Origin of the sequence: Pseudomonas sichuanensis, assembly GCF_003231305.1 — a bacterium.
Taxonomy (GTDB): domain Bacteria; phylum Pseudomonadota; class Gammaproteobacteria; order Pseudomonadales; family Pseudomonadaceae; genus Aquipseudomonas; species Aquipseudomonas sichuanensis.
The window spans coordinates 1-13,334 of sequence record NZ_QKVM01000039.1 but is presented as its reverse complement, the minus strand read 5'-3'; the positions used below and the strand labels follow the sequence as shown (position 1 = coordinate 13,334).

The 13,334-nt window shown below is 65.6% G+C and carries 11 protein-coding genes; 8 read left to right on the top strand and 3 right to left on the bottom strand.

All coding sequences use genetic code 11. The features are described 5' to 3' along the window. The first annotated feature begins 167 nt into the window (after window positions 1–167). The 6 genes from DM373_RS19370 (at window position 168) to cmoB (ending at window position 8,915) form a co-directional block, all read left to right on the top strand. Window positions 168–1,514: a carbohydrate porin gene (locus tag DM373_RS19370; RefSeq protein WP_110995109.1), complete on the top strand. Its 1,347-nt coding sequence runs from the start codon at window positions 168–170 to the stop codon at window positions 1,512–1,514. 30 nt (window positions 1,515–1,544) lie between these two features. Next, window positions 1,545–3,956 carry a glucose/quinate/shikimate family membrane-bound PQQ-dependent dehydrogenase gene (locus tag DM373_RS19365; protein ID WP_110995108.1) on the top strand — a complete coding sequence of 804 codons (2,412 nt, stop codon included), beginning with the start codon at window positions 1,545–1,547 and terminating at the stop codon, window positions 3,954–3,956. 211 nt (window positions 3,957–4,167) lie between these two features. After that, entirely contained in the window at window positions 4,168–6,588 is a 2,421-nt protein-coding gene (gene lon / locus DM373_RS19360) for an endopeptidase La (protein ID WP_110995107.1), read from the top strand. A gap of 148 nt (window positions 6,589–6,736) precedes the next feature. Then, window positions 6,737–7,129 (top strand): protease inhibitor I42 family protein, encoded by a 393-nt coding sequence (locus tag DM373_RS19355; protein WP_110995106.1) that lies wholly within the window; start codon window positions 6,737–6,739, stop codon window positions 7,127–7,129. 89 nt (window positions 7,130–7,218) lie between these two features. Next, window positions 7,219–7,962, top strand: a complete 744-nt coding sequence (gene cmoA, locus DM373_RS19350; RefSeq protein WP_110995105.1) for a carboxy-S-adenosyl-L-methionine synthase CmoA — start codon at window positions 7,219–7,221, stop codon at window positions 7,960–7,962. Beyond that, entirely contained in the window at window positions 7,959–8,915 is a 957-nt protein-coding gene (gene cmoB / locus DM373_RS19345; protein ID WP_110995104.1) for a tRNA 5-methoxyuridine(34)/uridine 5-oxyacetic acid(34) synthase CmoB, read from the top strand. The genes cmoA and cmoB overlap by 4 nt, the downstream gene beginning before the upstream one ends. A 246-nt stretch (window positions 8,916–9,161) precedes the next feature. Here cmoB and DM373_RS19340 read toward each other — a convergent pair whose 3' ends face one another. Then, complete coding sequence (locus tag DM373_RS19340; RefSeq protein WP_110995103.1) at window positions 9,162–9,365, bottom strand: hypothetical protein; 204 nt, start codon at window positions 9,363–9,365, stop codon at window positions 9,162–9,164. Between the two features lie 280 nt (window positions 9,366–9,645). On the opposite strand from DM373_RS19340, the gene DM373_RS19335 reads away from it, so the two are divergent. Together DM373_RS19335 and DM373_RS19330 are read left to right on the top strand one after the other, a co-directional pair. Next, a complete protein-coding gene (locus tag DM373_RS19335; RefSeq protein WP_110995102.1) occupies window positions 9,646–10,320 on the top strand; it encodes a heavy metal response regulator transcription factor in 675 nt (224 codons plus the stop codon). Then, window positions 10,317–11,702: a heavy metal sensor histidine kinase gene (locus DM373_RS19330; RefSeq protein WP_110995101.1), complete on the top strand. Its 1,386-nt coding sequence runs from the start codon at window positions 10,317–10,319 to the stop codon at window positions 11,700–11,702. The genes DM373_RS19335 and DM373_RS19330 overlap by 4 nt, the downstream gene beginning before the upstream one ends. A 116-nt stretch (window positions 11,703–11,818) precedes the next feature. On the opposite strand, the gene pdxJ is transcribed toward DM373_RS19330, so the two are convergent. After that, on the bottom strand, window positions 11,819–12,541 hold the full coding sequence (gene pdxJ, locus DM373_RS19325) for a pyridoxine 5'-phosphate synthase (RefSeq protein ID WP_374045877.1): 723 nt from the start codon (window positions 12,539–12,541) through the stop codon (window positions 11,819–11,821). Between the two features lie 62 nt (window positions 12,542–12,603). Continuing rightward, on the bottom strand, window positions 12,604–13,287 hold the full coding sequence (gene recO / locus DM373_RS19320) for a DNA repair protein RecO (RefSeq protein ID WP_110995149.1): 684 nt from the start codon (window positions 13,285–13,287) through the stop codon (window positions 12,604–12,606). Window positions 13,288–13,334 lie beyond the last annotated feature (47 nt).

Below are 13,334 nucleotides of genomic sequence, written 5' to 3'. Positions count from 1 at the left end.
ACAATCCCCTGCGACATTTTGTCTTTTTTTCTTACAACTTCCCCTATATCCTCCCCGCCGCAAGCTGAATCGCTTCACCGAATACCTTTCGCAGCCTTTTCCCTTCGATGCTCCCACGCCTCGTTGCGCTTGCCGTTTCTTCAACAATCAAAAGATAGCGCTATCTCATGCTCCAGTTGCCCACTACCCGCTACGCCGGACTCGCCGTTGCCACCCTGCTCGGCAGCCTGTCCCCCACCACCAGCGCCAGCGAACTGTTCGCCAAGGACTCCCCCTGGATGCTCGGCGACTGGGGCGGCACCCGCACCGAACTGCTGGAAAAGGGCTACGACTTCACCCTCGGCTACACCGGCGAGATGGGCAGCAACCTGCACGGTGGCTACAGCCACGACCGCGCCGCACGCTACAGCGACCAGTTCACCTTCGGCGTGAACATGGACCTGCAGAAGATCCTCGGCTGGCACGACACCGAGTTCCAGCTGACCGTGACCGAACGTCACGGCGACAACATCAGCAACGACCGCATCAACGACCCACGCGTCGGCGGCTTCACCTCGGCCCAGGAAGTCTGGGGCCGTGGCGAAACCTGGCGGCTGACGCAGATGTGGATCAAACAGAAGTACTTCGACGGTGCGCTGGATGTGAAATTCGGCCGCTTCGGCGAAGGCGAAGACTTCAACAGCTTCCCCTGCGACTTCCAGAACCTGGCGTTCTGCGGCTCGCAGGTCGGCAACTGGGTGGGTGGCATCTGGTACAACTGGCCGGTCAGCCAGTGGGCGCTGCGCGTACGCTACAACCTGAACGACGAACTCTATGCCCAGGTCGGCGTGTTCGAGCAGAACCCGTCCAACCTCGAATCGGGCAACGGCTTCAAGCTCAGCGGCAGCGGCACGCAAGGCGCGGTGATGCCGGTCGAACTGGTGTGGAGCCCGCGGCTCAATGGCCTGAAAGGGGAATATCGCGCCGGCTACTACTACAGTAATGCCAAGGCACAGGATGTTCTGAAGGACAGCAACGGCGCCCCGGCCGCCATCAGCGGCGCCGCCTACCGCAGCAGCTCGAGCAAACACGGCCTGTGGCTCGGCGTGCAGCAGCAGGTGAGCGCGCAGGCGTCCGACCAGTCGCGTGGCCTGAGCCTGTTCGCCAATGCCACGGTGCACGACAAGAAGACCAATGCCATCGACAACTATGTACAGGCAGGTGTGGTTTACAAAGGGCCGTTCGACGCCCGCGCCAAGGACGACATCGGTTTCGCCCTGGCCCGTGTGCACGTCAACCCCGGTTACCGCAAGAACGCCCGCCTCATCAACCAGGCCGCCGGTCTCTACGACTACGACAACCCTGGTTACCTGCCCGTGCAGGACACCGAATACAGCGCCGAACTCTATTACGGCATCCACCTGGCCAACTGGCTCACCGTGCGCCCGAACCTGCAGTACATCCGCCACCCGGGCGGCGTGTCGCACGTCGATGACGCGCTGATCGGTGGCCTGAAGATCCAGAGCACTTTCTAACCTCCCCTTCCACTCTACGGAGAACAGACGATGAGCACTGACGGTGCCAACAATGGAACCCGCTGGCTACCGCGCCTGATGGGCGTGCTGCTGTTGCTGATGGGCCTGGCCCTGCTGGCCGGCGGCATCAAGCTGAGCCAGCTGGGCGGCTCGCTTTACTACCTGATCGCCGGGATCGGCTTCGCCCTGTCCGGCATCCTGCTGCTGGCTAAGCGCCGCATCGCCCTGGGCCTGTACGGCCTGGTGCTGCTGGGCAGCACGGTCTGGGCCCTGCTGGAAGTCGGCCTGGATTGGTGGCAGCTGGTGCCACGCCTGGCCATCTGGTTCGCCATCGGCGTGGTGCTGCTGCTGCCGTGGGCGCGTCGCCCGCTGGTCGGCCCGGCAGCCAAGATCAACACCGCCCTGCTCAGCGTGGCCGTGGTCGCTTCCGGCGCCACCGCCGTGGCCAGCCAGTTCACCCACCCGGGCGAAATTCGTGGCGCGTTCACCCGCGACGACAGCGAAATGGGCAGCGCCGCACCGGCCATGCCGGACGGTGAATGGCAGGCCTACGGCCGTACCGAACACGGCGATCGCTACTCGCCGCTGCGCCAGATCACCCCGCAGAATGCGTACCGCCTGGAAGAAGCCTGGCGCATCCGCACCGGTGACCTGCCGACCGAGAACGACCCGGTCGAGCTGACCAACCAGAACACCCCGCTGAAAGTGAACGGCATGCTCTATGCCTGCACCGCCCACAGCAGGCTGCTGGCCCTGGACCCGGACACCGGCGCCGAGATCTGGCGCTACGACCCGCAGGTCAAGAGCCCTACCGGCACCTTCAAGGGCTTCGCCCACATGACCTGCCGTGGCGTCTCCTACTACGACGAGAACAGCTACGTCAGCCGTGACGGCAGCCCCGCACCGAAAATCACCGACGCAGGCCAGGCCGTGGCCCAGGCCTGCCCGCGCCGCCTCTACCTGCCGACCGCCGACGCCCGCCTGATCGCCATCAACGCCGACAACGGCAAGGTCTGCGAAGGCTTCGCCAACCAGGGCGTGATCGACCTGACCCGCGGCATCGGCCCGTTCACCGCCGGTGGCTACTACTCCACCTCGCCGGCGGCGATCACCCGCAGCCTGGTGATCATCGGCGGCCACGTGACCGACAACGAGTCGACCAACGAGCCGTCCGGCGTGATCCGCGCCTATGACGTGCACGACGGGCACCTGGTGTGGAACTGGGACAGCAACAACCCGGACGACACCAAGCCCCTGGCCGACGGCAAGTTCTACAGCCGCAATTCGGCCAACATGTGGTCGATCGCCAGCGTCGATGAAGACCTCGGCATGATCTACCTGCCGCTGGGCAACCAGACCCCCGACCAGTGGGGCGCCGACCGCACCCCGGGCGCCGAGAAGTACAGCGCCGGCATCGTCGCCCTGGACCTGGCCACCGGCAAGGCACGCTGGAATTACCAGTTCACCCACCATGACCTGTGGGACATGGACGTCGGCAGCCAGCCGACCCTGGTCCACCTGAAGACCGACGACGGCGTCAAGCCCGCGGTCATCGTGCCGACCAAGCAAGGCAGCCTGTATGTGCTCGACCGCCGCGACGGCACGCCGATCGTGCCGATCCGCGAGATCCCGGTACCGCAAGGCGCGGTCAAGGGCGACCACACCGCACCGACCCAGGCCCGCTCCGACCTCAACCTGCTCGGCCCCGACCTGACCGAACAGGCCATGTGGGGCGCCACGCCGTTCGACCAGATGCTCTGCCGCATCCAGTTCCGCAGCCTGCGCTACGAAGGCCAGTACACCCCGCCGTCCGAGCAGGGCAGCCTGGTCTACCCGGGCAACGTCGGCGTGTTCAACTGGGGCAGCGTGTCGGTCGACCCGGTGCGTCAGCTGCTGTTCACCTCGCCCAACTACATGGCCTTCGTGTCGAAGATGGTGCCGCGTGAGCAGGTTGCCGAAGGCAGCAAGCGCGAAAGCGAGACCAGCGGCGTGCAGCCGAACACCGGCGCGCCGTATGCCGTGACCATGCACCCGTTCATGTCGCCGCTGGGCGTGCCGTGCCAGGCCCCGGCCTGGGGCTATGTGGCCGCCATCGACCTGTTCACCAACAAAGTGGTGTGGAAGCACAAGAACGGCACCACCCGTGACAGCACCCCGGTACCGATCGGCATGCCGGTGGGCGTACCGAGCATGGGCGGCTCGATCGTCACCGCCGGTGGCGTGGGCTTCCTCAGCGGCACCCTGGACCAGTACCTGCGCGCCTATGACGTGAAGAACGGTGAAGAGCTGTGGAAAGCCCGCCTGCCGGCAGGCGGCCAGGCCACGCCGATGACCTACACCGGCAAGGACGGCAAGCAGTACGTGCTGGTGACCGCCGGCGGCCATGGCTCGCTGGGCACCCGCATGGGCGATTACATCATCGCTTACAAACTCGCCGAGTAAGCCTGCAATGCGGTGGTGAAGCCATCACCGCTTTCGCGGGTAAACCCGCTCCCACAGGTATTGCGCCGCCCTCAAGGCAGCGAAGTACCTGTGGGAGCGGGTTCACCCGCGAAAGGGCCAAAACGGGCCCTGAGCCTCCCCCTTCGTCTACCATTGAAACCTGCCCCCCACTGCCCCATCTAAGCACCATAGCCATTCACGCAGGTGCCCCATGAGCGACCAGCAGGATTTCCCGGACCGCCCCGACGAACACAGCGAAGTCGAACACCCCGACCACGCGACCGGCGCCGGCCACCACCTCGCCCTGCCCGGCCAGCAGCTGCCGGACAAGGTCTACGTGATCCCGATCCACAATCGTCCGTTCTTCCCCGCGCAAGTGCTGCCGGTGATCGTCAATGAAGAGCCCTGGGCCGAAACCCTCGACCTGGTGGCCAAGACTCCGCACCACTCGCTGGCGCTGTTCTTCATGGACACCCCGGCCGAAGACCACCGCCACTTCGACACCAAAGCCCTGCCCCAGTACGGCACCCTGGTGAAGGTGCACCACGCCAGCCGCGAAGGCGGCAAGCTGCAGTTCGTCGCCCAGGGCCTGACCCGGGTGCGCATCCGTACCTGGCTCAAGCACCACCGCCCGCCCTACCTGGTCGAAGTCGAATACCCGCACCAGCCGGCGCAGCCCACCGATGAGGTGAAGGCGTACGGCATGGCGCTGATCAACGCGATCAAGGAGCTGCTGCCGCTCAACCCGCTGTACAGCGAAGAGCTGAAGAACTACCTCAACCGCTTCAGCCCCAACGACCCGTCGCCGCTCACCGATTTCGCCGCCGCGCTCACCTCCGCCACCGGCAGCCAGCTGCAGGAAGTGCTGGACTGCGTGCCCATGCTCAAGCGCATGGAGAAAGTGCTGCCGATGTTGCGCAAGGAGGTCGAAGTCGCGCACCTGCAGAACGAGATTTCCGCCGAGGTGAATCGGCAGATCGGTGAGCACCAGCGCGAATTCTTCCTCAAGGAACAGCTCAAGGTCATCCAGCAGGAGCTGGGCCTGACCAAGGACGACCGCAGCGCCGATGTCGAGCAGTTCCAGCAACGCCTGCAAGACAAGACCCTGCCCGAGCAGGCGAAAAAACGCATCGACGAAGAGATGGGCAAGCTGGCCATCCTCGAAACCGGCTCGCCGGAATACGCCGTCACCCGCAACTACCTGGACTGGGCCACCGCCCTGCCCTGGGGCGTGTATGGCGACGACAAGCTCGACCTTGCGCACGCACGCAAGGTGCTGGACCGCCACCACGCCGGGCTTGATGACATCAAGGAACGCATCCTCGAATTCCTTGCCGTGGGCGCCTGGAAAGGCGAGATCAGTGGTTCGATCGTGTTGCTGGTGGGCCCGCCCGGGGTGGGCAAGACCAGCATCGGCAAGTCCATCGCCGAATCTCTCGGCCGGCCGTTCTACCGCTTCAGCGTCGGTGGCATGCGTGACGAGGCCGAGATCAAGGGCCACCGCCGCACCTACATCGGCGCCCAGCCGGGCAAGCTGGTGCAGGCGCTGAAGGAGGTCGAGGTGATGAACCCGGTGATCATGCTCGACGAGATCGACAAGATGGGCCAGAGCTATCAGGGCGACCCCGCCTCGGCGCTGCTGGAAACCCTCGACCCCGAGCAGAACGTCGACTTCCTCGACCATTACCTGGACCTGCGCCTGGACCTGTCCAAAGTGCTGTTCGTCTGCACCGCCAACACCCTGGACTCGATCCCCGGGCCGCTGCTCGACCGCATGGAAGTGATTCGCCTGTCCGGCTATATCACCGAAGAAAAACTGGCCATCGCCAAGCGCCACCTGTGGCCCAAGCAGTTGGAAAAGGCCGGTGTCTCGAAGCGCAGCCTGAGCATCAGCGACAGCGCGCTGCGTACGGTGATCGAGGGCTATGCCCGCGAGGCCGGCGTGCGCCAGCTGGAGAAACAACTGGGCAAGCTGGTGCGCAAGGCGGTGGTCAAACTCCTGGAAGACCCGGACGCCAAATTGAAGATCGGCACCAAGGAGCTGGAACCAGCCCTCGGCATGCCGGTGTTCCGCAGCGAACAGGTGCTGGCCGGCAAGGGCGTGATCACCGGCCTGGCCTGGACCAGCATGGGCGGCGCCACCCTGCCGATCGAGGCCACGCGCATCCACACCCTCAACCGCGGCCTCAAGCTCACCGGCCAGTTGGGGGATGTGATGAAGGAGTCGGCGGAAATCGCCTACAGCTATGTCAGCTCCAACCTGAAGCAGTTCGGTGGCACGCCGGGCTACTTCAACGAGGCCTTCATTCACCTGCACGTGCCCGAAGGCGCCACCCCCAAGGATGGCCCCAGCGCCGGTGTGACCATGGCCAGCGCGCTGTTGTCGCTGGCCCGTGACCAGGTGCCGAAAAAAGGTGTGGCCATGACCGGCGAGTTGACCCTGACCGGGCAGGTGCTGCCGATTGGCGGCGTGCGCGAGAAGGTGATTGCCGCGCGGCGGCAGAAAATCTTCGAGCTGATCTTGCCCGAGGCCAACCGTGGCGATTTCGCCGAGTTGCCGGAGTATCTGAAGGACGGGCTGACCGTGCACTTCGCCAAGCGCTTTGCCGACGTTGCGAAAGTGTTGTTCTGACCGATCCCGATCGCGGGGCAAGTCGCATCGGCGCACCGCCGCTCCCACAGGTGCCATGATCTGTGGGAGCGGGCTTACCCCGCGATGAGGCCGGCACAGGCAGCACAACTTCGGTTATCCTCAGGCAACTTCAGCCTCCGGAGCCAACATGACTCTCCCTCGTCTGCTCGTTCCCCTGAGCCTCGCCCTGCTGACCGCCTGCGCGCAACAGCCGCAACGCACCGTCGAACTGGACGCCGAAAGCGAATGCCCGACGCGCCTGCAGGTCGGCCAGAACATGACCCTCACCCTGCCCAGCAACCCCAGCACCGGTTACCGCTGGCTGTTGCAGAACCCGGCCTCGGAAATCCTGCGCGCCCTCGGCCCCGAGGTGTACAGCACCCCCGAGGAAGCCGGTATCGTCGGCAGCGGCGGGATCTCCACCTGGCGCTTCCAGGCCAAGGCCGCCGGCGAGGGCCACCTGATCCTGGTCTACCAGCAGCCTTGGGCCCCGGAAGTGCGCCCGGTGCAGACCTTCGATTGCGCCATTCGGGTCAAGTGAGCCAGCGGCGCCGGTCAGCCAGTCATGCAAGCTTGCCGTGGTTTGGCTAGAATGCCGCCCCTGTAGATTGCCAGCCGCCCGGACCCTTCGTGAGCAAACAACCCGACCGCCTTTTCGCCCAGCCCCTGGAGCAGGTACCCGACTTCGTGTTCAACGAGGACGTGGTGCAAGTGTTCCCGGACATGATCAAGCGCTCGGTGCCCGGTTACCCGACCATCGTCGAGAACCTCGGCGTGCTGGCCGCGCGCTTCGCCCAACCGAATACCGCGCTGTACGACCTCGGCGCCTCGCTGGGCGCGGTGACCCAGGCCCTGCGCCGGCACGTGCGCACCGAGGGTTGCCGGGTGATTGCGGTGGACAACTCCGCGGCCATGGTCGAGCGCTGCCGCCAGTACCTCACGGCCCAGGACTCGATGTTCCAGGAGCTGTTGCCGGTGCAGGTGCTGGAGGCCGACATCCTGTCGTTGCCGTTCGAGCCCGCCTCGGTGGTGGCGATGAACTTCACCCTGCAGTTCATTGCCCCCGAACAGCGCCTGGCGTTGCTCGGCCGCATTCGCCAGGCCCTGCTGCCGGGCGGTGCGCTGATCCTCTCGGAGAAACTGCGCTTCGCCGACGACCAGCAACAGCAACTGCTCAACGACCTGCACCTGGACTTCAAGCGGGCCAATGGCTACAGCGAACTGGAAATCGCCCAGAAGCGCAGCGCCATCGAAAACGTGATGAAGCCCGATACGTTGGAAACCCATGCCGAGCGCCTGCGCGCCGCCGGCTTCTCCAAGGTCGTGCCCTGGTTCCAATGCCTTAACTTTGCCTCGCTGATAGCCCTGCCATGATCGATCTGTCTCCCCTCGTCCGCCGCCTGGCGGGCACGCCCCTCGCCACCTGGTCCCAAGGCCTGCAGGCACAACTGCAAACCAAGCTGGAGAAGGGCCACGGCGACCTCGACCGCTGGCGCGGCGCGCTCGAAGCGCTGCCGCAACTGACGCCCAGCGAAATCGACCTGGTCGACGGCCTGCGCCTGGACTGCGACTGCGACGACGCCACCCGGGAGCAGATGCGCCAGGCCTTGATGGGGCTGTCGCCTTGGCGCAAGGGGCCGTTCGATCTGTTCGGCGTGCACGTGGACACCGAATGGCGCTCGGACTGGAAATGGTCGCGGGTCGCCCCGCACCTGGACCTTAAGGGCAAGCGCGTGCTCGACGTGGGTTGCGGCAACGGCTACTACCAGTGGCGCATGCTCGGCGCCGGTGCCGACATGGTCATCGGGGTCGACCCCAACTGGCTGTTCTTCTGCCAGTTCCAGGCGGTGCAGCAGTACCTGCCGGACTTGCCGGCCTGGCACCTGCCGTTCGCCCTGGAGGAGCTGCCGGCCAACCTGGAAGGTTTCGACACGGTGTTCTCCATGGGCGTGTTCTACCACCGCCGTTCGCCCATCGAGCACCTGCTGGCGCTCAAGGACTGCCTGGTCAAAGGTGGCGAGCTGGTGCTGGAAACCCTGGTGATCGAGGGCGATGAAAACCAGGTGCTGGTGCCCGAGGACCGTTATGCGCAGATGCGCAACGTGTGGTTCCTGCCTTCGGTGCCGGCGCTGGAGCGCTGGCTGCGCCGCGCCGGGTTCAGCGATGTGCGCTGCGTCGATGTCAGCGTCACCAGCGTCGAGGAGCAGCGCAGCACCGAGTGGATGCGCTACCAGTCGCTGGGCGACTTCCTCGACCCGAACGACCACGGCAAGACCGTCGAAGGCCTGCCGGCCCCCCGCCGCGCCACGCTGCTGGCGCGCAAATAAAAAAGGCGCCCTAGTAAGGGTAATGCCAGTCAGTTAGCGCTTCATCGCACTTGTTGGGGCTGCTTTGCAGCCCTTCGCGGGTGAACCCGCTCCCACAGGTTTTGCGCCAGCTTGAGGCTTTGCGCAATCCTGTGGGAGCGGGTTCACCCGCGAAGGGCCGCAAAGCGGCCCCAGACCGGCATTACCCTGAAGGGGCGCCTGAATACACCTGCGCCGAGGAGCTGTCGCGACGCAGGTGGTGGCTACTCAATCCTTGGCCAGCTCACGGGCCTTTTCTTCGGCTTTGCGCTCGCGCTCGGCCACGGCCTCTTGCTTGTCGCCGTGCAGGCGCGCCTGGTCCTCGCGGAACGCCTGCCAGAACTGCTTGGAACGCTCCGCGCCACCCTCGGCGAAAACGCTGGTGCTGCCCAGGGCGAGGATCGCCAGCAGCAGGTATTTGCTCAGGTTCATCGTGCTTGCCTCGTGATAACCGTATCGACAGGGCCATCATCGCAAGGGGCAGCTAACGCCAAGGTGAGGCGCAGATTACAGTCCTGCAAGGCGGCCTCATCGCGGGGCAAGCCCGCTCCCACCAGATCGATGAGGCCAGGCCTGTCACGCACATGACCCGCGTATTACAAATCCGTTATCCCCGCCGTTTATCCATTCGCATCCAGTAACATCCTCACCGCTTGACCCTGATGTCACTACAGGGTCGAGAATCGCCCCCTTTCCGTAACCCGAGCCCACCATGCGCCTACTGATCATCGAGGACGAACCCCGTACCGCCGACTACCTGCAGCAAGGCCTGCGCGAGAACGGCTACGTGGTCGACTGCGCCCATACCGGCACCGACGGCTTGCACCTGGCCCGCCAGCAGCCCTACGACCTGGTGATCCTCGACGTCAACCTGCCCGAGCTCGATGGCTGGAGCGTGCTGCAGCGCCTGCGCGCCGAGTCGTCCACCCGGATCATGATGCTCACTGCCCACGGCCGCCTGGCCGATCGGGTCAAGGGCCTGGACCTGGGCGCCGACGACTACCTGCTCAAACCCTTCGAATTCCCCGAGCTGCTGGCACGTATCCGCAGCCTGCTGCGGCGCAACGACCAGCGCCTGCAACCGAGCACCCTGAAAGTCGCCGACCTCGAGCTCGACCCCGGCCGCCACCGCGCCTTCCGCGGCGGCCAGCGCATCGACCTGACCGCCAAGGAGTTCGCCCTGCTGCACCTGCTGATGCGCCAGAGCGGCGAAGTGCTGTCGCGCACGCAGATCATTTCGCTGGTGTGGGACATGAACTTCGATTGCGACACCAACGTGGTCGAGGTGTCGATCCGCCGCCTGCGGGCGAAGATCGACGATCCCTTCGAGGACAAGCTGATCCACACCCTGCGTGGCGTCGGCTATGTGCTCGAGGCGCGGGCGTGAAGCGCGCAACCCTGTCGCTGCGCCTCGGCCTGACCGTCACCCTGATGGGCGCAGCCTTGGTGCTGCTGCTGGCCACCCTGGCGGTGTTCGCCCTCGACCACGAGCTGGACAGCCGGGCGCGCAAGGACCTGGCGCGCAAGATGCTGCAGGTGGAGCACAACCTGCGGGTGGACCTGCGCAGCGACGACCTGGGCACCCGCGCCCATCCGCTGCTCGACCTGGTGATGGGCCATGACAACCTGAGCCTCAGCGTCATGGCCACCAGCGGCCGTCACCCGGCCCTGCTCAGCCTTGGCCCGGCCCTGCAATCCCGGCACCTGCTGGAAATGGCCGCGAGCCCCCGGCTGGTGTTCCACGAATGGCGCGACGATCAGGGCAACGAAGTGCTCACCGCCAGCCGCCTGATGTTGCTGCGCGACGACACCCCGGTGAATGTGCTGATGTCGCTCAACCGCAGCGACGACAACGCCCTGCTGCAGGCCTATCTGCATTCGACCCTGCTCGCCTTGCCGCTGCTGCTGCTGCTGATCGGCATCGCGGCCTGGAAACTGGTACAGCGCGACCTGCGCCCGCTGCGTCACTTTCGCCGCATCGCCGGGCAAGTGTCGGCCCAGGATCTCGACCACCGCTTGCCAGTGGATGGCCTGCCGACCGAGCTGGCCGACCTGGCCCGGGCGATCAACGTCATGCTCGACCGCCTCGATCAGGGCGTGCGCCAGTTGTCGCAGTTCTCCGACGACCTGGCCCACGAACTGCGCACGCCGATCGGCAACCTGATGGGCAAGGCCCAGGTGACCCTGGCCCGCGAGCGTGATGGCGACAAGTACCGTGAAGCGCTGGAGGACAGTGTCGAAGAGCTGACCCGGCTCAACCGCATCATCAACGACATGCTGTTCCTCGCCCAGGTCAGCCAGCCGCAGAGCCAGGTTGCGCTGCAGCCGGTGGCACTGGCCGACGAGGTGGCCCGGGTGAGTGAGCTGTTTGCCTTCAGCGCCGAACTCAAGGGCATCAGCCTGGAGCTGCAGGGCTGGGGGACGGCCTTGGCGGACAGGCTGATGTTCCAGCGGGCGCTGTCGAACCTGCTGAGCAATGCGATACGGCATAGCCCGGAGGGGCAAAAGGTTAGCGTGGGGATCGAGCGGCTGGGGGATGAAGTCGGGGTCTGGGTGGAGAATCAGGGGGCTGGAATCGGCGAGGCGCATCTGCCGCACCTGTTCGAGCGCTTCTACCGGGCAGGCAGCGGGCGGTCACGGCTTGAGGGCGGGACCGGGCTGGGGTTGGCGATCGTGAAGTCGATCATGCAATTGCATGGAGGGCGGGTCGAGGTACGTAGCAAGGCCGAAGGGCCGACCCGCTTTACCCTGTTGTTTCAGAGCCAATAGCGGTTTCACCTGCACTGGCCAATCGCCGGCAAGCCGGCTCCCACAGGCACAGCGCAGGACCTGAGGCTAGCGCTATAACTGTGGGAGCCGGCTTGCCGGCGATTGGCCCGCGAAGATCAGCGCGAAGCGGCGACGATCAGCGCTTTCATCTCGGCCACGGCGGCCTTGAAGCCGACGAACAGCGCATGGGCCACCAGCGCATGGCCGATGTTCAGCTCGTTGATGCCCTTGATCGCGGCGACGGCTTCGACGTTGTGGTAATGCAGCCCGTGGCCTGCGTTGACGATCAGCCCCTGGCCAATACCGAACGCCACGCCATCGACGATGCGCTTGAGCTCTTCGGCCACCTCGGTCGGCGTCTCGGCATCGGCGTAACGGCCGGTGTGCAGTTCGATGGCCGGTGCACCCACCCGACGCGAGGCCTCGATCTGGCGCTCGTCGGCATCGATGAACAGCGACACTTCGGCGCCGGTGCGCGACAGGCGCTCGACCGCAGCCTTGATCCGCGCCTCCTGGCCGGCCACGTCCAGGCCACCTTCGGTGGTCAGCTCCTGACGGGTTTCCGGGACCAGGCAGATATGCGCCGGGCGGATCTTCTCGGCGAACAGCATCATCTCTTCGGTGACGCCCATCTCGAAGTTCATGCGGGTCTGCAGCACGTCCTTGAGCACCAGCACATCGCGTTCCTGGATGTGCCGGCGGTCTTCACGCAGGTGCACGGTGATGCCGTCGGCGCCCGCTTCCTCGGCGTCCAGCGCGGCCTTGACCGGGTCTGGATAGCGGGTGCCCCGGGCCTGGCGCAGGGTCGCCACGTGGTCGATGTTGACGCCGAGAAGCATGCGGTTGCTGTGAGTCACGAAGGGGCACTCCTGAAAGTTGAGGGCCACAGCATACGTGCTGATCAGCGCTTGCGAAACAGTTCCCGGCTGACCAGTGGCTTGGGCCCCAGGTGCACCGCCAGGGCCTGACGCATCAGGCGCTTGGCGGCGAGCAAGGCGCCGGGGAAATCCCAGTCGGCCTGGGCCAGGGCCTGCAACTCGGTGCCCTTGAACAACCCGGGCTGGAACAGCTCGACCCGTTGCAGGCCGGCATCCACCTGCAAGCGATAAAGGCCCTCGGCGACGACTGGGTCGTCATTCACGTCATGTTCCAGCGAGAAGGCGTAACCCAGTTCGTCCAGCAATCGCCATTCGAACGAGCGCAGCAGCGGCTCCAGCGGTCGGCCGGCGGCCAGGGCTTGCAGGGTCAGGGTGTAGTGCTCGAACAGCGCTGGCTGCGGTGCTTCGGCGGGCAACAGGCGCATCAGCAGTTCGTTGAGGTAGAGGCCGCTGAACAGCGCATCGCCATGCAGCCAGGCCGCGATGCCGCTGCTGTCCAGGCGCCATACGGTCTTGAGCTCACCACGCCCGCGCAGTTCCACTTCCAATGGCACGAACGGCCGCACCAGGCTGCCACCCTTGCCCCGCGCACGGCGCAGTACCGCACGCACCCGCCCCTGGGGCGTGAGGAAATCCACCAGGGCGCTGGTTTCCTTGTAGGGGCGGCTGTGCAGTACGTAGGCGGGTTGGGCGGTGGGTTGGTCCATCAGCGGTTTCTCGATGTCATAAACGACTTGTGGGAGCGGGGGGTGCA

What these genes read in the sequence shown, in the direction of transcription:
- DM373_RS19335 (WP_110995102.1), top strand. Translation starts at nt 9,646, where the DNA reads ATGCGCCTACTGATCATCGAGGACGAACCCCGTACCGCCGACTACCTG.
- recO (WP_110995149.1), bottom strand. Translation starts at nt 13,287, where the DNA reads ATGGACCAACCCACCGCCCAACCCGCCTACGTACTGCACAGCCGCCCC.
- cmoB (WP_110995104.1), top strand. Translation starts at nt 7,959, where the DNA reads ATGATCGATCTGTCTCCCCTCGTCCGCCGCCTGGCGGGCACGCCCCTC.
- DM373_RS19365 (WP_110995108.1), top strand. Translation starts at nt 1,545, where the DNA reads ATGAGCACTGACGGTGCCAACAATGGAACCCGCTGGCTACCGCGCCTG.
- pdxJ (WP_374045877.1), bottom strand. Translation starts at nt 12,541, where the DNA reads ATGCTTCTCGGCGTCAACATCGACCACGTGGCGACCCTGCGCCAGGCC.
- lon (WP_110995107.1), top strand. Translation starts at nt 4,168, where the DNA reads ATGAGCGACCAGCAGGATTTCCCGGACCGCCCCGACGAACACAGCGAA.
- DM373_RS19340 (WP_110995103.1), bottom strand. Translation starts at nt 9,365, where the DNA reads ATGAACCTGAGCAAATACCTGCTGCTGGCGATCCTCGCCCTGGGCAGC.
- DM373_RS19355 (WP_110995106.1), top strand. Translation starts at nt 6,737, where the DNA reads ATGACTCTCCCTCGTCTGCTCGTTCCCCTGAGCCTCGCCCTGCTGACC.
- DM373_RS19370 (WP_110995109.1), top strand. Translation starts at nt 168, where the DNA reads ATGCTCCAGTTGCCCACTACCCGCTACGCCGGACTCGCCGTTGCCACC.